The following is an 18,801-nucleotide window of genomic DNA, read 5'->3' on the forward strand; positions in this document are numbered from 1 at the left end:
CGGCCGCGGCGACCACGACGGCAGGCGGCTGCGGGCTCGGCCCGACGCCCGCGCGGGCGAGTCCGGCGCGCAGCGCGGCCGCGACGCGGTCGGCCACGGCGACGCGTTCGCCGGCCGAGCGGAGCCCGAGGAGCAGCGCGAGCCGGCCTTCGACGGGACGGACGCCGAGCAGCACCGGCAGCCCGAGGCCCGCGAGTTCCTCCTGGACGGCGCGGGCGACCGGCGCCCAGTCGACGGCGCCGAGCGCGGTCTCGCCGTGCGGTTCGGGCCCGATGCGTACGACGACCGGCAGCAGCGGCCCCGCCTCGTGCTGGAAGCCGAGCACGCGGGCCTGGCGTGCCGCGTCCTCCTCCGCGATCCGGCCCTCGGCGAGGTCGGTCAGGAAGTCGCCGCGCCCGCGCGCCGCGAGCTCCTCCTCGTGCCGGGCCTGCCGCAGCGCGACCGCGAGCAGCCCGGCGGCGTGGTCGACGACGACCCGGCCGAGCGGCAACACCGGTCCGTGCACCGGCAGTACGACCAGGCGACCGCGTACCGCCGACCCGGGCGGGCCGCCGGCGGGGCCGCCCGCCGGGACGTCCACGACCAGCGCCGTGCCCGGCACCAGCGAGGCGGGCGGCGCGTATCCGGCGGATCCCGCGGTGGCGCGCGCCCCGCGGAGCCCGGCCCACGCGTCGAGCGGATCGGCGTCGCCGTGGGGCACGGCGCCGGTGGGGGACACGGTGTAGAGCAGCCGCCCGTCAGCGTCCTCCAGATACACGGGGTTGCCGACGTGGTCGGCGAGCAGCGCCAGGACGTCGGGCACACCGCCGCCGCCGAGCAGCAGCTCGGTGCAGCGCCGGTGGACCTCTTCGCCTTGGCGCAGTAGCGCGTAGTGGCCGTTGACGATCTCGGTGTGGATCGCCTCCGTCACGGCGACAAAAGGGACTTCACGGTGCAATTGGACGAGCGGGAGGCCGCGCATCCGCGCCGCCTCGACCATCGCGCTCGGCAGCACGTCGAAGCGCTGGCCGAGTTCGACGACGAGCGCCGCGATACCGCGGTCGGCGAGCTGTGCGACGAACCGGCGCTGGTCGGCGGGCCGTGGCCCGATGCCGAGTCCGGTGGTGAGCAGGAGTTCCTCGCCGCGGAGCAGCGACGCGATGTTGGGCACCTCGCCGGTGTGCACCCAGCGGATCGGCCGGTCCAGGCCCTCGGGGGCGGCCACGACCTCGGGAAGCCCGCGGCGCAGCGGCGGGAGTTCGAGTGCCTGGCGCACGGTGACGCCCGGCGCCGACGCCGCCGCGGGCGGTACGGGCATCGCTGACGCGACCGACATAGCCCTCCCAGTGCTGTCCATCCGCGGCACCGTACCGGCCGCGGCGGCCGATGTGGATCACAGCCGGGTTTCGAACCCCGCACATCGTCGGACAGACCCGACACTCCGTCAATGCTTGGCACCGAATCGCTGACCGGGTGTCGGTTGTCGCGGAACGCGTCCCGCATCGAAGCTGACGGCCCGTCGGTATGCAGCGTGCTCGGGCTTGCGCACACCGGACACGACATCGGGAATGCGATCAAACGTAATGCGTACGTGATCAATTTCCGCTAAATACAGATCACTTTCTCTACACACCGAAGGAGGTGGCATGTCCACGGAGAGCAGCACCGCGACACCCGCGGCCGGCACCGGCGAGGTCAACAGGCTCAAGGCGAACTCGGTCGGCCTGGTCGGCGTCGTCTTCATGGCGATCGCCACGGCGGCCCCGATCACGGCCATGACCGGCAACCTGCCGATGATCGCGGGCTCGGGCGGCAACGGACTCGGCGCGCCCGCCGCCTACATCGTCGCGACCGTGGTCCTGACCATCTTCTCGGTCGGCTACGTGACGATGGCCAAGCACATCACCGCCGCAGGTGCCTTCTACGGCTTCATCTCGCACGGCCTCGGCCGGGTCGCGGGCATGGCGTCGGGCATGCTGGCCGTCCTGGCCTACGTGGTGTTCGAGGGCTCGATCCTCGGCTTCTTCGCCTTCAAGCTGAACGAACTGGTCAACACCCAGTTCCACCACGACATCCACTGGGCATGGTTCGCCTTCCTCGGTGTGGCCGTGATCGGCATCCTGGGCTACTTCGACATCCACCTCACCGCCAAGGTGCTGGGCGTCGCGCTCGTCCTGGAGATCACCGTGCTGGCCGCGGTCTCGCTCGCGGTGGCCTTCACCGGCGGCGGCCCGGACGGGTACATGGCGAGCGAGTCGCTCAACCCGCTGCACGGCATCCAGGGCGCCGACGGCAAGATCGGCGGCGCCGCGGGCCTCGGCCTGTTCTTCGCCTTCTGGTCGTGGGTCGGCTTCGAATCGACCGCGATGTACGGCGAGGAGTCCCGTGACCCGAAGAAGGTCGTGCCGCGCGCGACGCTGATCTCGGTCATCGGCGTCGGCCTGTTCTACATCTTCGTGTCCTGGATGATGGTCTCCGCCGAGGGCAAGCACGTCCTCGAGGACCAGAGCGGCCTGTTCTTCAACCCGCTGGGCGACCACTACGGCTCGTGGGCGGTCAAGGTCTTCCAGTGGCTTGTCGTCACCGGCTCGTTCGCCTGCGCGATGGCGTTCCACCAGTGCGCGTCGCGCTACCTGTACGCGATCGGCCGCGAAGGCTTCATCCACCCGGCGCTGGGCAAGACGCACCCGAAGCAGGGCTCGCCGTACGTCGCGTCGGCCGTGCAGTCGATCATCACCGTCGTCCTCATCGTGCTGTTCCTGATCGCCGACAAGGACCCCTACGTGGACCTGTACGGCCTGCTCGCGCTGCTCGGCACGATGGCCATCCTCATCGTGCAGACGCTGTGCTCGTTCGCGGCGGTCGGCTACTTCCACGTGCAGGGCAAGCACCCCGAGACCAAGCACTGGTTCAAGACGATGGTCGCGCCGATCGTCTCGGGCGTCGCCATGGCGGGTGTCGTGGGGCTGCTCGTCTACAACATGGACACCGCCGCCGGCGCAGCCAAGGACAGCCTGGTCTTCGAGGCCATCCCGTACATCGTCGGCGCGTTCTTCCTCGCCGGCATCGGCATCGCGCTCTACATGAAGAACAACCGCCCCGAGGCCTACGAGCGCATGGGCCGCATCATCCTCGAGGACGCCGGCGAGCGCGACGGCGCGACCGTCCCGGCGCAGCCCGCCGGCGAGGCCGACCCGGTCCGCGCCTGATCCGAACCCGCAGCGCCTGAAGGCCGGTTGATCCGACGTCAGGCCTCCGATCCGACACACACGGCCCCCGGGCCGTACGCCCCGAGGCACACCCCTGTAGCCCCGGACCAGACCCGCGTACGACCGGGGGCCTTGTGCTGCCCTGAACGAACCACACCCTCAGGAGGACCGCCGCCATGGCCCGTACCAACCCGATGCAGTTCCTGCGCCGGACGCTCGGTGAGCACGCCGCCGCCGACCGGCTGGCGATGCCCGTCGACGAGTACCGCGAGATGCGCGCCGAGGCCACGGCGGACCCGTCGGGCCCGAGCCGGCGCGCGCTGATCAAGCGCGGCGGCGCGCTCGGCATCGGGCTGGGCCTCGGCGGAGCGGCGCTCGCGCGTCCGGCGTTCGCGGCGACCCAGACCCAGCAGATCACCACGAACTCCCGCGTCGCGATCATCGGCGCCGGCATCTCCGGCCTGACCGCCGCGCTCACGCTCGCCGACAGCGGCATCAAGTCGACCGTGTACGAGGCCAACCCGACCCGGGTCGGCGGCCGCATGTACTCGCAGAAGTCCTACTGGGGCGACGGCCAGACCTCGGAGATCGGCGGCGAGCTGATCGACACCGGCCACAAGAAGATCCTCGAGCTGTGTCGCCGATTCGGCCTGACCACCATCGACTTCGCGGCGTCCGGCCCGGCCGGCGCCAAGGAGATCCTCTGGTTCGGCAACGGCTACTACGACCGCGCGCAGGCCGACATCGACTTCAAGGCGATGTACCAGGCGGTCCGCCGTGACTTCCAGGACGCCGGCGACGTGACGTGGAACAGTGCCACCGCAGCCGGCGTCGCGCTGGACAACATGAGCCTGTACGACTGGATCGACTCGCGCGTCCCGGGCGGACACGGCAGCAAGCTGGGCCAGTTCCTCGACTGCGCGTACAACGTCGAGTACGGCGCCGACACCCCGAACCAGTCGTCGCTGGCGGCCGTCACGATGCTCGGCTGGCAGACCAACCCCGGCCACTTCAACGTGTGGGGCGGCTCCAACGAGCGCTACCACATCGTCGGCGGCAACGACCAGCTGCCGCAGGCGATCGCGGGCTCCCTGCCGTCCGGCAGCATCCAGATGGGATACAAGCTCGTCTCGGTGCGCGCCAACAGCGACGGCACGCAGACGCTGACGTTCGACAACAACGGCACGACCAAGACGGTCACCGCCGACCACACGATCATCACGGTCCCGCTCGGCGTCCTGAAGACCCTCGACGTCTCGCAGGCGAACTTCGACCCGCTGATGACGAACCTGCTGCGCGACGCGCGCATGGGCTACGTCACCAAGCTGAACATGAAGTTCACGTCGCGCCCGTGGAACGGCACCGGCCCCTGGCCGGGTGTCGCGTCCGGCGACAGCTTCACCGACCTGCCGTACCAGCAGACCTGGGACACCACCAAGGGCCAGGCCGGCTCGACCGGCGTGCTCATCCAGTACGGCGGCGGCAGCCTGGCCTACGGCCTGAACCCGGCGGGCCCGTTCAACACCGACGCCGACCCGGCGGTGCGGGCGATCGCCAACAACTACCTCACCCAGATCGACACGGTGTTCCCGGGCACCAAGGCGGCGTGGACCGGCAAGGCGCAGCTGTCGGCCTGGCACAAGAACCCCTACTCGTGGGGCGCGTACTCGTACTGGCCGGTCTCGTACCTGCACAAGTACGCGGGCTACGAGGGCACCCGCCAGGGCAACGTCCACATCGGCGGCGAGCACTGCTCGTTCGACTTCCAGGGCTACATGAACGGCGGTGCGGTGGAAGGCGAGCGGGCCGCGAACGAGGTCATCGCCGACCTGCGCTGACAATCAGATTGTTTGTGCCGGGATGTGTCCCGGGACACCCGTTTCGGCCCCGACTGCGCGGTTTGCAGTCGGGGCCGTTGGGCATTCATGGGCGGGTACGGCGATCCAGTGAAGCGGTCCGCAGCGAACTTGACTGATAGGTAAGGATCTGTCAGTAATAGTGCGAGATGTCCGATATTTCAATGGGTAGTTAGCGGGAGCCGGGGGGTCTGTCAAGACCCAACCAAGCGTCATTGTCGGTCAGTTCGCTGTCGAACTCGCCGATGAAACCGGGGTTATCCGGTCATCCCATGACAGATGAGTATTCTTCGGTCTAGATCGCGACCGGCCCGACGCCACCGAACCGCAAGCCACGCGGGCGGAAGTGCAGGCCGGTCAGGCGGAACAAAGGGCAGTCTGATGAAACGTCAGGCGGCTCATAGCTCAACCGGTCGTGGCCTGCCGCACTGACCAGCACCCGCCCTCCCGCCTGCCAGGGGAGGGCGGTCGGCTTTTCCGGGGGCGGGTCCGCCCCGCCCGACTCCCGCCGATGCGGCCGTCCTGGAACCCTGGGGGCCGAGCGGACAGGACCGGTCATGGAGTTGTCACTGCGGGACCAGGTGCGGGCCGGCGATCCGGCCGCCTTCGCGCGCCTGTTCGACGCGCACGCGGGCGCCGTCCACCGCTACGCCCTCCGCCTGCTGGGCGACTGGGCGGCCGCCGAGGACGTCGTGTCGCTGACCTTCCTGGAGGCGTGGCGGCTGCGCGGCCGCCTGCTCGCGGCACCCCCGGGTCCGCCCGATCCGACCGACGGGCTGCGGCCCTGGGTCTTCGGCATCGCGACCAACGTCCTGCGCAACACCGCCCGCTCGGCGCGCCGGCACCGCGCCGCGCTCGACCGGCTGCCGCCGCGCGGCGACGTGCCCGACTTCGCCGACGAGGTCGTCGACGGCGTCGTCACGGCCGGACAACTCGCGGCGGCCCGGCGTGCGTTGGCGCGGCTCAGACAGGCGGACCGGGAGGTGCTGGCGCTCGTCGTCTGGGAGGGGCTCGGTTACGAGGAGGCGGCGACCGCGCTCGGCGTGCGGGTCGGCACCGTCAAGTCCCGGCTGTCGCGGGCCCGGGCCCGGCTGCGCACGCTCGCCGAGATCGAACTTCGCGAACACCAACAGAAGCCAACAAACCTGGAACTACCCCCGCTGATCGGACAGTCAGCAGACGACCGCCACTCCGCGGTCCGGCCGAAGGAGGGGACGAGGGGATGGGCATGACCGGCCACGAGGACGACGCGCCAGATGCCGCGCGCGACCGGGCGGCACACCGCTGGGAGCGCTACGACGTCCCCGAACTCCCGCACGGCCGCCGCCTTCTGCTGAAGGAGCACATGATGCGCGAGATCAACCGGGACCTTCCGGGAAGCGCCGAGCCCGCCCCGGCGTGGCGGCGCTGGCGGCTGGTCGCCGTCCCGGCGGCCGCCGCGGTGCTGGCCGTCGGCGGCGTGGTCGCCGTCGACACCGTCGACCGCTTCCGGCACGAAGAGGCCTCCGCCGCGGCCGGCGTGGACCAGGCCGCGCAACTCCTCGCCCGCGCGTCGGCCGCGGCCCTCGCCGAACCCGTCCCGGACCCCCGCGACGGGCAGTTCGTGTACGTGAAGTCCCAGACCCGGAGCGGCAGGGTCACGGACGAGGGGATCACGCTCCCGCCCCCGACGCTGCGTGAGGTGTGGGCGCCGGTCAGCGGACCGCAGAACGTGGTCGTCCACGAGGACGGGAAGCCGTTCGGTGCACCTCCGGCGCAGCCCTCGCCCGTGTCCGAGGCCAAGGGCCCGGGCGCGCCCGACGGCCCGAATCCGACTCCGTCCACCGCCGGACCGACGGGCAAGACCCCTCCCGCGAACGGCGAGACGGCGGCCTCCGGCGCCGCGGCCGGCGACAGCCTGACCGCCCCCAGCTACGCGTACCTCAAGACCCTGCCCACCGACCCGGACCGGCTCCTCGCGCTGGTCCGCAAGGTGGCCGCGGACGCCGACAAGCCGCGCGACGACGAGGCGTTCGTGATCTTCACCGACCTGCTGCGGGAGAACCTGCTGCCGCCCGCGCTGCGCGCCGCGGTCTACGGCGCGATCGCGAAGCTGCCCGGCGTGACGCTGATCGGCGACGCCACCGACGCGGCGGGCCGGCCCGGCGCCGCGATCGGCCGCGACGACGGGGACACCAGCATGCAGCTGGTGTTCGACAAGCAGACCGCGCTGCTGCTCGGCCAACGCGAGGTGCAGCGTCGCGACGCCCACGGCATCGCGGCGGGCACGGTCCTCACCACCAGCGCGGTCCTGGCCGTCGCCGTCGTCGACGAGGCGGGGAGGCCGCCGGCCGAACCGGTACCGGCCGCGGGCTGAGCGCGGCCGAGCGCGGGCTGAGCAGGGGGCGACCTCAGGCTGAGCCTCGACCGGCCGCCGGCTGAGCGGCGGCTGCCTGGCGCGCGGCCCCGCCCGTGCCGCTCCCGTCCGTGCCGCCCGCCGTGCCCGGGCAACGCGAACGGCCCGCCTCCTTGTGGGAGGCGGGCCGTTCCGATTCGCCGCGAGACCTCGGACCGGCCCTGGCGGCCGGTCCGCGGGGTGCTACTTGATGTTGGCGACCGACGCGTCGTAACCCGGCACGTCGGTGATCGGGCGGGTGCCCGGGCCGATGTAGCGGGCGGACGGGCGCACCAGGCGCGAGGTGCGCTTGTGCTCCAGGATGTGCGCGCTCCAACCCGCGGTGCGGGCACACGTGAACATCGAGGTGAACATGTTCGCCGGGACCTCCGCGAAGTCCAGCATCACGGCGGCCCAGAACTCCACGTTCGTGGCCAGCACGCGGTCGGGGCGCCGCGCGTGCAGCTCCTCGAGCGCGGCCTTCTCCAGCGCCGCCGCCACCTCGTAGCGCGGCGCGCCGAGCTCCTTGGCGGTGCGGCGCAGCACGCGCGCCCGCGGGTCCTCGGCCCGGTAGACGCGGTGGCCGAAGCCCATGAGGCGCTCGCCGCGGTCGAGGACGCCCTTGACGTACGCGGTCGCGTCGCCGGTGCGCTCGATCTCCTCGATCATGTGCAGCACGCGGGACGGGGCGCCGCCGTGCAGCGGGCCCGACATGGCGCCGACCGCGCCCGACAGGCACGCCGCGACGTCCGCGCCGGTGCCGGCGATGACGCGCGCGGTGAACGTCGACGCGTTCATGCCGTGCTCGGCGGCCGACGTCCAGTACGCGTCCACGGCCTTGACGTGCTTCGGGTCCGGCTCGCCGCGCCAGCGGATCATGAACCGCTCGACGATGGTCTCGGCCTTGTCGACCTCGCGCTGCGGCACCATCGGCTTGTCGAGGCCGCGGGCCGACTGGGCGACGTACGACAGCGCCATGACGGCCGCGCGGGCCAGGTCGTCGCGCGCCTGGGCGTCGTCGATGTCGTGGAGCGGTTTGAGACCCCACACCGGGGCGAGCATGGCCAGCGCGCTCTGCACGTCCACGCGGATGTCGCCGGAGTGAATGGGGATCGGGAAGGACTCCGCGGGCGGGAGACCGGGGTTGAAGGCGCCGTCGACCAGGAGTCCCCAGACGTTGCCGAAGGAGACGCGTCCGACGAGGTCCTCGATGTCCACGCCGCGGTAGCGGAGCGCGCCGCCCTCCTTGTCGGGTTCGGCGATCTCCGTCTCGAACGCTATGACTCCTTCGAGTCCGGGTACGAAGTCGGACATCAGGCGGCTCCTCATGCGATCTCGACTGACTTGTGGTGACTTGTGGCCGGGTCCTTCATACCCCGCGTTACCACAACCTGTCTTCCCCTGGCCCGGCCGCAAACATCTTGCGCAAGATCGTTACTGCGCCAGGTGTGCGAAGCCGCCCAGAGGGGGCGAATCGGTGGTCTGACGAAGCGGTCACAGGCCGGGGCCCGGGGTGGGGCGCGAACCGGCTTTGTGGCTTCGCCTATGTAATTGTGGTCGACGGTTGTCGACAGGCCACAGTATCTCTTGACGTCGAGACGACCTAGACGAGGTGCCCCGAGGCCGCGTGAACTGGGGCACACCGGTGCTGGTCGCGGGCTCGATTCGTACGCGTGGACATCACCCGTTCGGGCTCTTTCCGGGCCGGCCGAGGCCCGTCGCGGCCGTTCAGCCGCCGTCTGCCGCCGCCCGGCTCCGACGCGGGTCGCGCCCCCCGCCCGTCGCCCCCCACCGCCCATATTCGAGGCGCTTCGCGCCGCCCCTCTTGTGAATGCTAGTAAGGGGGCGTGGACCTCAACGACCTCGCGGACATGCGCCGCCAGTACCGCGGCGCGGGCATCGACGAGAGCACGCTGCCGGACGAGCCGATGCCGCTGTTCGCCCGCTGGCTGACCGAGATCGCCGGCGCCGACCTGCCGGAGCCCAACGCCATGGTGGTCTCCACGGCGGGCCTGGACGGGCAGCCGAGCAGCCGCACCGTGCTGCTCAAGGAGTACGGCGCGGACGGCTTCGTCTTCTACACCAACTACGACTCCCGCAAGGGCCGCGAGCTGGCCGCCAACCCCGGTGCGGGCCTGCTGTTCCCGTGGCACGCGCTCGACCGGCAGGTGATCGTCGTCGGCCGCGCCGAGCGCGTCCCGGCCGAGCGCACCGCCGCGTACTTCGCGTCCCGCCCGTACGGCTCGCGCATCGGCGCGTGGGCGAGCGAGCAGTCCAGCGTCATCGCCTCGCGCGAGGACCTGGAGAAGAAGTACGCCGAGCTCACCGCCCGCTTCCCGGAGGGCACGACGGTCCCGGTGCCGCCGTTCTGGGGCGGCTTCCTGGTGGTCCCGCAGAGCGTCGAGTTCTGGCAGGGCCGGGAGAACCGGCTCCACGACCGCCTGCGGTACCGCAGGGAAGGCGACGCGTGGGTCGTGGAGCGGCTCAGCCCCTGACGGCTCCCGGGCCCTTCGGGCTCGGCGGGCTCGGCCAAGGGCTCAACGCTCCCGGTGCACCTTGTGCTGGGCGGCCTGGGCCAGCGGCCGCAGGACCAGCAGGTCGACGTTGACGTGCGCGGGACGGGTGACCGCCCACGCCACGGCGTCGGCGACGTCCTCGGCGGTCAGCGGCTCGGCGACGCCCGCGTACACGGCGGCCGCGCGGTCCTCGTCGCCGCGCATGCGGTTCACCGTGAACTCGTCCGTCTTGACCATGCCGGGGGCGATCTCGATCACCCGGACCGGCTTGCCGTTGAGCTCCAGGCGGAGCGTCGCCGCGATCGCGTGGGTGCCGTGCTTCGCGGCGACGTACCCGCCGCCGCCCTCGTAGGCGGTGTGGCCGGCCGTCGACGACATGACCACCACGGTGCCCGCCCCGCTGGCGACCAGCGCGGGCAGCAGCGCCTGCGTGGTGTGCAGCGTGCCGAGCACGTTGACCTGGTACATCGCCAGCCAGTCGTCCGGGTCCCCGGTCGCCACCGGGTCCGCGCCGAACGCCGCCCCGGCGTTCGCGACCAGCACGTCGCAGCGGTCCAACGACGCCGCGAACGTGTTGACCGCGGCCCGGTCCGTCACGTCCAGCGGGTACGCCGCCGCCGAGTGCCCGGCGTCGACCAGCTCGGCCGCGATGGCCGCGATCCGCTCCGCCCGCCGCGCCGTGAGCACCACGTGGTACCCGGCCGCCGCCAAACCCCGCGCGCTGGCCGCGCCGATGCCGCTGCTCGCGCCGGTGACGACCGCGACGCGCTGCTCCTTGACGTTCATGCGCGGAAGCCAACACCGCGCACCCGAGCCCGCGCAAGTGATCACCCCGGGTGTCGCGCAGGCCGGGCGAAATGCCTGAACGCCCCCGGAAAACGCAGCGACCCGCAGGCCTTCCCTCCGTTTGCGGAGGGTGCCGAGGGGACGTCCTCGGCGACCTGCGGGTCGGGTGTCTGCCTGGTATTCGCCGACCGCCTGACACTTTCCGCCGCGCTGCAGTCGAGGCGGGTCAGACTTCGGTCGGGAGACCGGAGTGGCGGCTAGCGGGCAGCCACCTCACGCGTCCGATTGCTACACATAAGATCGAACCACCTCCTTTCCCGTGTACCGCAGAACCTAGATCGGCTCCGGGGGAGCCGCAATTGATTTACGCGTGGGGGATGTCACGCGGATCGCGGGAATACAAAGGACCGTTCGGGCGGTTGACTGGCGCGGTGCCCATAGCCTCCCCAGCAGTGCGAAAAGCCGCCCGTGCCGTGCTCGCCGATGTGACGCCGCTGCGCGGGTCCGCCGACTACCGGAGGCTGTGGTTCGGGTCGACGGTGTCGATGCTCGGACAGCAGATGACGGCGCTCGCGGTGTCCGTGCAGGTGTACCGGATGACCGACTCGTCGTTCTCGGTGGGCCTGGTAGGGCTGTTCTCGCTCGTGCCGCTGGTCGCGTTCGGGCTGGTCGGCGGGGCCGTGGCGGACAGCATGGACCGGCGGAAGCTGGGGCTGGTCGCGTCGTCCGGGCTGGCCGCGATGTCGCTGCTGCTGGCCGCGCAGGCGGTGCTGGGCCTGGGCCAGGTGTGGCTGCTGTACGCGGTCGTGGCCGCGCAGTCGGCGTTCTTCGCCGTGAACAGCCCCACGCGCGCCGCGATGATCCCGCGCCTGATACCCGCCGAGCAGCTCCCGGCGGCCAACGCGCTGTCGATGCTCAGCATGAACCTCGGGCTCACCGTCGGGCCGCTGGTCGGCGGCCTGGTGCTCGGGCTGTGGAACACCGAGACCGTGTACGTGATCGACGCGCTGGGGTTCTCCGCGTCGCTGTACGCGATGTGGCGGCTGCCGGCCATGCCGCCGGAACGCGCCGGGAACGCGTCGAAGGACGGCGCCGGGCCGCGCAAGCGGGCCTCGGTGGGGGAGGGGCTGCGGTTCCTCAACTCCCGCCCCAATGTGCGCATGACGTTCCTCGCGGACATCGCCGCGATGGTGTTCGGCATGCCGCGCGCGCTGTTCCCCGCGATCGCGGTCGCCTGGTACGCGGGCGGCGACGGCACCGTGGGCGTGCTCACCGCTGCGCCCGCCGTCGGTGCGCTGGCGGGCGCGCTGTTCTCCGGCTGGCTCGGCCGGGTCCGCTACCAGGGCCGCGCGGTGGTGCTGTCGGTGGTCGCGTGGGGCCTGGCGATCGCCGCGTTCGGCATGTCGAACTGGCTGTGGCTCGGCGTGCTCTTCCTCGCCGCGGCGGGCTGCGCGGACACCATCAGCGGCGTCTTCCGCAACACGATCCTCCAGGTGGCCACGCCCGACGAGATGCGCGGCCGCCTGGCAGGCGTGTTCATCGTGGTGGTCGCGGGCGGGCCCCGGCTCGGCGACTTCGAGTCCGGCAGCGTGGCCGCGGTGAGCACCGAGCGGCTGTCCGTCATCAGCGGCGGACTCGCGTGCGTGGTGGCGGTGTTGCTGCTCGCCGCACGCTGGCGCGGGTTCTGGCGTTACGACGCCAAGAACCCGACGCCGTGACCTCGGGTCAGCGCGTGCTGCGGCGCCGGGCGTAGACGAGCGAGCCCGCGCCGAGGGCCAGAACCGCCGCGGCGGTGCCGAGGATCGTCACGCTCGTGCCGGAGTCGCCGCCGGTGTGGGCGAGTTCGCCGGATCCGGCGGCGAGGGCGGGGGCCGCGCCGGCCGATGCGCCGGTGCCGCCGGTGCCCGCGGCGCTTCCCGACGTCGCCCCCGACGTGGCCGAGCCGGTCGAACCGGTCGAACCGGCGGACGCCGCGGGCGGGTTCGCGGCGGGTGCCGTCGTCTGGGCGCCCGACGACCCGGTGTGCGCGTTGTGGTCGGTGTGGTCGCCGCCGGACGCACCGCCCGCCGCGCCGCCCTGCGCGGGCGTGGTCGGCGGGGCCGGGGCGGGCTTGCCGGAGCCGTCGAAGGCGACGTCCGAGCAGGAGTAGAACGCCTCCTGGCTGTCCGAGCGCTGCCACACGATGTAGATCAGGTGGCGCCCGGACTTCTTCGGCAGCGTGCCCGGGATGACGTACGCGCCGTTCTCCAGCTTCGGGTCGGTCGCCGTCGCGATCGGCTTGTCCTCCAGGTCCGACCACTTCAGCGGCTTGGTGACGTCGAAGCCGTCCTTGGTGATGAAGTACTGGAACGTACCCTTGTGCGGCGCCGTGGCGAGGAACCGGAACGTGTACGCGCCGCCCGACGGCAGGTTCGTGGTCGGCCAGTCCGTGCGCGGCAGGTCCAGGCCCGCGTACTGCGGGTTGCCCGCGCTGCACAGCTTGCCGTCCGGGATCAGCTCCTTGTGCCGGCCCCCCGCCGCGGCGATGTTGACCGCGTTCGGGTCGTAGAACGGCTGCGGGTTGTTCCCCACCGCCTCCTTGGCCGCACGGCACGCCGAGAGCCGGAAGTTCTCCGGGTTCTCGCCGCCCTGCGTCGAGCACAGCTGGATCCGGCTCGGCGGGTTCTGCGACGTCCCGTGGGCGGACGCGGAGCCCGCCCCGAGCCCGGTGAGCGCCAGCGGCAGAACCGTGAGCGTGGTGATGGCGGCGGTACGGCGAATCTTCATCAGGCGTGTCCTCGGCAGTCCCGGCAACCTTGCGTCGACGAGCGACGCTAGCGCCGCCGGGCACGGGAAAACGCCTGATCAGAGGCTGTGCGGCAATCCTTAGGAGGCTCTTAGGGAGGGGATCGGCGCCGGTTAAGACAGCGCGTCAGGCCGGGTCGGTCCGAGGCGCTATCCACAGCGCCTCGGCCTGCGCCGCCACCCGGCCGTCGCCGTCGTACAGCGTCGTGGCCGTGCGCACCTTGCGCCCGTCGCGGCCGAGCAGGCGCCCCATGACCACGCACCGCTCGCCCTGGAACGGCACGGCGTCGATGCGCACCGTCAGCCGTCCCAGGAGCAGCGGCGTGGACAGGTCCATCGCCGTCCAGCCGCCCGGGCAGTCCAGTGCCGCCCACACGAACTCCGGCCGTACGTGGGCCCCGTCGGGCGCGGTCAGCGACGCGTCGGGCTCCCACGCGCAGGCCGTCACACCCGGACGCTGAGGCAGCATGCCCGGGAACAGCCGCAGGCCGTCGCCCTCGGCACGGTCGGTGCCGCACACGAAGCAGGTCGCGTACGGATTGCCGACGCTGTGCGTGGCCAGGAAGTGCGCCGAGGACTCCGCGGCCGGCTCGAACGGGACCGGGTCGACCGGCTCGAAGCCGGGGCCCTCCAGGACGTCGTCGCCGGCGGGCGCGGCCTCGGCGACGAGCAGGTCCCCGTCGTACAGCCTGAACGTTCCGGCGCCCTCGTCGACGACCTTCAACGCCCGCTCCAGCGGCGGCGGTTGCCGCAGCGTCACGGTCACCCCGGCGATTCCGCCGGAACCGGCCTCCAGGTGCTGCGCCAGCAGCCCGCCGACATACCCCCCGTTCCCCGACCCGGGCGGCCCGTTGAAGCGGGACGCGATGCTGACGAGGTCGGGGCTGGTCTGACTGGCAGGCTCGGACATGGGGACCACCGTACATACCCGTGGCTCGGGTGAGGGCGAGCCGTCACCCGTGCGCCGGGACACGGCCGGAACTCGCGCATCGCGGCCGGGGCGGCGTCACGGCGCGCCGTACAGGTCCCTGGGGGTGTGGCCCGGCGCCGCCCACACGGCGGCCAGCGGGTGCTGCTGGTCGACCACGACGTGCCCGGCCGCGGCGTTGACCGCGTAGATGCCCAGCAGCGCGCCGGTCAGGGCCAGGCCGGTGAGCACGCCCACCCGGCGCCCGGGCGGCGGCGTGGGGACCGGCTCGCGGACCGGCTCGGCGCGGCGTTTGAACTGGACACCGGTCACGTATGCGACGTAGCCGGCCATCCCGAGCGCGGCGACGGCCGAGAGGACGTGCAGGACGGCGTACGACGCGTAGCAGGCGGTCGTGCTGCCGAGGCCGCGCTCGTCCGCACTGCGCAGCGTCCGGACGGAAACGAAGACCGCCGCCCACAGCGCGAGCCACACGGCCCACCAGGCGCCCAGCAGCCGCCGGGCCGGGCGCGGCAGCCGCGAGGGCGCGGTGCCGCGCGCCCGCGTGCCGGCCAGCGTGTCGACGAGTGCGATCAGCGGGAGGACGAGGCACAGCGTCGGGGTGAACCAGCCGGCGACCGCCCAGGCCGTGGACACGCGGGGGCCCGTCGGGCCGTACGTCGGCGCGTTGTGCCGCGCGAGGGCGAACCACGCCGCGAACACGATGCAGGTCAGGCCGACGAGATACGACCACGGCACCCCGCCGTAGCCGGGAGGGCGGCCGTCGAACGCCATCCCCGTGAGCGCGTCGACGTCCACGATGACGACGCACAGCAGCGCGGCGACGGCCGCGGCGCCCATGACGACGACGACCTCGATCGGCTTGCGGGCGGTCGGCGCCGGGTCGTCGTCGGCGACGCGTCCGGAGCCGGACGCACCGGTGCCCGACGCCCTCACGCCGGCCGCATACGGGTCTGCCGCATACACGTGGGCCGTGTTCGTGTCGGCCGCGTCCGCGTCGGCCGCGTTCCTGTCGGCCGCGTCCGCGTCGTGCCGACCGAGGTGCGACGCGTGATCCCCACGCTCCCGCCCGTCGGCCCCGCCCGCCCCACCTGCCTTACCCGCCAAGCCGGTTGCGGCCGCCCGGCTCCCCGTCAGCCGGCTCGCCCGACTCCCTCCAGCGCCCATGCGGCCCGACGCTACCGGCCCGCGCCGCGCCGTGATCTTCGCGGGGTGGACTTTCCGCCCGGGGCACCGACCGGGGCCGCCGTGTCGTCAGGAGTCCGCGGCGCGGTGGAGGAACACCCGGCGGTCGTCGAGGAAGCGCTGCGTGCCGAACACCAGGACGGGCGCCCGGGTCGACTCGTCGGTGTCGAGCCGGTCGGGCAGCGTCAGCGACGCGTCCTGCGGCCAGCTGAGCGTGATCGACCCGCCGTCGGGCACCATGCGCCATCGCCCGGCCTCGGTCGCCGAGCCGTCGGGGCGTACGCGGTCCGCGGCCGCCGTTCCGTCGGCGAGCAGCCGGAGTTCGCGGAAGCCGGCGTGCGCGGCGTCGCCGGGCTGCCACCGGCCGACCACCTGCGGCTCCGCCAGCGCGTAGCGGGGCGTCCGCCAGTCGACCGCGCCCGGAAGCTCGCCGAAGAGCCCCGGCAGGAGCACGTGACGCAGCACGAGCGTGCCCATAACCGTGCCCAGGGCGGCCGCTGCGACGAAGGCCGGCAGCGGGTGGCGGACCGAGGGCGGCCGCGGCGGCGTGTGGACGGGTTCGGCGCGGCGCCCGACCTGCCCGGCCGATACGTACCCCACGAACGCGGCCATGCCCAGCGCGGCGACGGCGCTCAGCGCGTGCAAGACGGCGTACGCGGCGTAGCAGCCCGCCGTGCTGCCGGCCCGCGCCTCGTCGGCCCGGCGCAGCACCCCGGCCATGACGAACAGCGACGCCCACATGCCCAGCCAGACCGTCCACCACGCGCCGACCAGCCACCGTGCGGCCGTGGGGAGCCGGCCGTCCGGTGCGTCGACGCGGGCACGCGTGCCGGCGAGGGTGTCGACGAGGCCGTACACCGGCAGGACCACGAACGCGCCCGGCAGCAGCCAGCCGCCGACCGCCCAGCCGGAGTGGATGTGACGGCGCACCGGCGCGTACGACAGCGCGTTGTGGCGTGCGACGGCGAACCACGGCAGGAACACCGCGCCGGTGAGCACGACCGCTGCCCACCAGTCGAGCCCGCCGGCCCCTGGTCGGGTCGTGCCGGACGCGACGCCCCAGAGCGCGTGGACGTCGAGACCGGCGATGCGGACGAGCGATGCCACGGCGAACACCGCCGACCCGATGACGACCCACGCCGGATACCGGTACCGCTCGCGCCCGCGCGCCGCCCCTCCGCGCGCGGCGGGCCGGTCCGCAACCTGTGCCATTCCGTCGCCGCGCGTTGCCGGGATCCGCGCGGTGTGCCCCCTCGCGTCGAGCCAACCAGGGCGGACGCACCGACGGGGCGGAGGTTTGTGGAGGTTGGGCGAGGATGGCGCGAACGCGCGGTGACGGCGTCAGCGCAGGTAGAACACCCGGTCGGCGTTCCGCTCCAGCAGGCGCTCGTTCCACTCGGCGCCGCCGGCGATGTTGGCCGACATGAAGACCGGGGGCTCGACGCCCAGCTCGACCATGCGGCCGATGACCGAGACCATCAGCGTCTGCATGACCGCCGAGCACACGACACCCGACGTCGGGCCGACCTTCTGCGGGACGCCGTCGACGTCGAGGGCCGCGTCGCCGGTCGGGACGGCCGCGTCCAGGACGACGTCGCAGTTGTCGAGCAGCCGCGTGCCGGACGGGTGCCGCGGCGGCTCCGCCATGCTCGCCGCCACCGAGGTCAGGCCGACGACCAGCGCGCCGCGCTCGCGGCCGAGCCGGGCCATCTCGACCGGGAGGCCGTTGCGGCCGGACAGCGAGATCACCACGAGCACGTCCCCGGCGCGCAGCCCCGCGCCGTCCAGGACCGGCGCGGCCAGTTCCGGCAGCTTCTCGACGGCGCTGCTCGTCGTGATCGGCCGCACGCCCAGGTCGTTGCCGGGCGCGATGAGCGGATTGGCGAGCATGAGGCCGCCCGCGCGGTAGACGACGTCCTGCGCGTTGAGCGCGCTGTGCCCGCCGCCGAAGACGAACAGCCGGCCGCCGTCGGTCAGCGCGCGGGCCGTCCGGTCGGCGGCCTCGTCGACCGCAGGGAGCTCCTTGTCCCGGAAGCTCTCCAGCAGCGCGATGGCGGCGTCGAGGTAGCGTGCGCCCAGCTCGCCCATCTCAGCAGTCCTTGTCCCCGCGGGTGGCGGTGTGCTCGTGGCCTGGTGGCCCGTGGTGCTCTGATCACGCGGCGTCCACGTGGTTCAGACCACACGCACGGTGAGGGGTGACGGCGCTGCGTGTCAAGGCCGTCCGAAGAGTGACTGATAGCGGGGATGGCTACAGAATGTCGGAATGTTGTGCCTGGAAGGCGCGCGAAGCGGGCGCGTACCCGGCAGGCCGAACCCGTTGGTGTGGACGCGTCCCCGACCGTCCCGCCGGTGGGACAGAATTGGGGGCAGGACCACGATGAAACGGAGCTGGCGGTCGTGAGTGCACTCATCGACACCACGGAGATGTACCTCCGGACCATTTTCGAGCTGGAAGAGGAGGGCGTGGTCCCGCTGCGCGCCCGTATCGCCGAACGGCTCGGGCAGAGCGGACCGACCGTCAGTCAGACCGTCGCGCGCATGGAGCGCGACGGCCTGCTCACAGTGGAAGGCGACCGCCATCTGGAGCTGACCGACGAGGGCCGGGCCCTGGCCACCCGGGTGATGCGCAAGCACCGGCTCGCCGAGTGCCTGCTCGTCGACGTGATCGGGTTGCCGTGGGAGCAGGTCCACGCCGAGGCGTGCCGGTGGGAGCACGTCATGAGCGAACAGGTCGAGCGCCGCCTGCTCGAGCTGCTTCGCCACCCGAAGGAGTCGCCGTACGGCAACCCCATCCCGGGCCTCGAGGAACTCGACCGCGACCTGCACGCGGACGACTTCATGGAGGGCCTCGGCACGCTGCTGGACGCGGCGGGCCCCGAGGGCAAGAACGTGGTGGTGCGCCGCATCGGCGAGCCGCTGCAGACCGACGCCCAGCTCATGTACACGCTGCGCCGCGCGGGGGTCCGCCCCGGTGCGGTGGTCAGCGTGCACGAGTCGGCGGGCGGGGTCATGGCGGGCAGTGGCGGCGAGGCGGCGGAGCTTTCGCCGGACATCGCCGCTCACGTGTTCGTCGCCGTGCGTTGACCAGGCGGTAACAGGAACACCTGCGGGACCACCACCGGAAAGCGGGCCGCGCCGACGCGCGGTCCGCTTTTCGGCTTTTCTCACGCGGGACCCGGCCGCA

At 72.6% G+C, this 18,801-nt stretch carries 15 protein-coding genes; 7 read left to right on the forward strand and 8 right to left on the reverse strand.

All coding sequences use genetic code 11. The features are described 5' to 3' along the window. The coding region (locus QI554_RS42460) for a PucR family transcriptional regulator ligand-binding domain-containing protein (protein ID WP_281478542.1) at positions 1-1,315 on the reverse strand (1,315 nt) is incomplete at its 3' end. A 310-nt stretch (positions 1,316-1,625) separates the two neighbouring features. On the opposite strand from QI554_RS42460, the gene QI554_RS42465 reads away from it, so the two are divergent. The 4 genes from QI554_RS42465 (at position 1,626) to QI554_RS42480 (ending at position 7,400) form a co-directional block, all read left to right on the forward strand. Then, the gene (locus QI554_RS42465) at positions 1,626-3,188 is read left to right on the forward strand and encodes an APC family permease (protein ID WP_281478544.1); all 1,563 of its coding nucleotides are present in this window, start codon (positions 1,626-1,628) and stop codon (positions 3,186-3,188) included. A 176-nt stretch (positions 3,189-3,364) separates the two neighbouring features. Next, the gene (locus tag QI554_RS42470) at positions 3,365-5,026 is read left to right on the forward strand and encodes a flavin monoamine oxidase family protein (protein ID WP_281478545.1); all 1,662 of its coding nucleotides are present in this window, start codon (positions 3,365-3,367) and stop codon (positions 5,024-5,026) included. Between the two features lie 575 nt (positions 5,027-5,601). Then, complete coding sequence (locus tag QI554_RS42475; protein WP_281478548.1) at positions 5,602-6,276, forward strand: RNA polymerase sigma factor; 675 nt, start codon at positions 5,602-5,604, stop codon at positions 6,274-6,276. Beyond that, on the forward strand, positions 6,273-7,400 hold the full coding sequence (locus QI554_RS42480; protein WP_281478550.1) for a CU044_5270 family protein: 1,128 nt from the start codon (positions 6,273-6,275) through the stop codon (positions 7,398-7,400). Before QI554_RS42475 ends, QI554_RS42480 begins: the two co-directional genes overlap by 4 nt. 222 nt (positions 7,401-7,622) lie before the next feature. Here QI554_RS42480 and QI554_RS42485 read toward each other — a convergent pair whose 3' ends face one another. After that, positions 7,623-8,732: a citrate synthase 2 gene (locus tag QI554_RS42485; protein ID WP_281478552.1), complete on the reverse strand. Its 1,110-nt coding sequence runs from the start codon at positions 8,730-8,732 to the stop codon at positions 7,623-7,625. 533 nt (positions 8,733-9,265) lie between these two features. Between QI554_RS42485 and pdxH the strand changes: the two genes are divergently transcribed. Then, positions 9,266-9,913, forward strand: a complete 648-nt coding sequence (pdxH, locus tag QI554_RS42490) for a pyridoxamine 5'-phosphate oxidase (protein WP_281478553.1) — start codon at positions 9,266-9,268, stop codon at positions 9,911-9,913. A 42-nt stretch (positions 9,914-9,955) separates the two neighbouring features. On the opposite strand, the gene QI554_RS42495 is transcribed toward pdxH, so the two are convergent. Next, positions 9,956-10,720 (reverse strand): SDR family NAD(P)-dependent oxidoreductase, encoded by a 765-nt coding sequence (locus QI554_RS42495; protein ID WP_281478554.1) that lies wholly within the window; start codon positions 10,718-10,720, stop codon positions 9,956-9,958. 452 nt (positions 10,721-11,172) lie between these two features. Between QI554_RS42495 and QI554_RS42500 the strand changes: the two genes are divergently transcribed. Beyond that, positions 11,173-12,438 carry an MFS transporter gene (locus tag QI554_RS42500; RefSeq protein ID WP_425528141.1) on the forward strand — a complete coding sequence of 422 codons (1,266 nt, stop codon included), beginning with the start codon at positions 11,173-11,175 and terminating at the stop codon, positions 12,436-12,438. A gap of 7 nt (positions 12,439-12,445) precedes the next feature. On the opposite strand, the gene QI554_RS42505 is transcribed toward QI554_RS42500, so the two are convergent. The 5 genes from QI554_RS42505 to QI554_RS42525 all read right to left on the reverse strand — a co-directional run bounded on the left by QI554_RS42505 (position 12,446) and on the right by QI554_RS42525 (position 17,705). Next, positions 12,446-13,486, reverse strand: coding sequence for a lytic polysaccharide monooxygenase auxiliary activity family 9 protein (locus tag QI554_RS42505; RefSeq protein WP_281478556.1), 1,041 nt, complete (start codon positions 13,484-13,486; stop codon positions 12,446-12,448). A gap of 145 nt (positions 13,487-13,631) precedes the next feature. Further along, complete coding sequence (locus tag QI554_RS42510) at positions 13,632-14,414, reverse strand: hypothetical protein (RefSeq protein WP_281478557.1); 783 nt, start codon at positions 14,412-14,414, stop codon at positions 13,632-13,634. Between the two features lie 96 nt (positions 14,415-14,510). After that, on the reverse strand, positions 14,511-15,368 hold the full coding sequence (locus QI554_RS42515; RefSeq protein ID WP_281478559.1) for a DUF4328 domain-containing protein: 858 nt from the start codon (positions 15,366-15,368) through the stop codon (positions 14,511-14,513). A gap of 318 nt (positions 15,369-15,686) precedes the next feature. Continuing rightward, positions 15,687-16,829 (reverse strand): DUF4328 domain-containing protein, encoded by a 1,143-nt coding sequence (locus QI554_RS42520; protein WP_281478560.1) that lies wholly within the window; start codon positions 16,827-16,829, stop codon positions 15,687-15,689. Positions 16,830-16,958: 129 nt separating this feature from the next. Continuing rightward, positions 16,959-17,705, reverse strand: coding sequence for an SIS domain-containing protein (locus QI554_RS42525; RefSeq protein ID WP_281478561.1), 747 nt, complete (start codon positions 17,703-17,705; stop codon positions 16,959-16,961). A 309-nt stretch (positions 17,706-18,014) separates the two neighbouring features. On the opposite strand from QI554_RS42525, the gene QI554_RS42530 reads away from it, so the two are divergent. After that, entirely contained in the window at positions 18,015-18,701 is a 687-nt protein-coding gene (locus tag QI554_RS42530; protein WP_281478562.1) for an iron-dependent transcriptional repressor DtxR, read from the forward strand. Positions 18,702-18,801: the final 100 nt, after the last annotated feature.

The sequence above is a fragment of the Yinghuangia seranimata genome (genome assembly GCF_029953285.1).
Classification (GTDB): Bacteria; Actinomycetota; Actinomycetes; order Streptomycetales; family Streptomycetaceae; genus Yinghuangia; species Yinghuangia seranimata.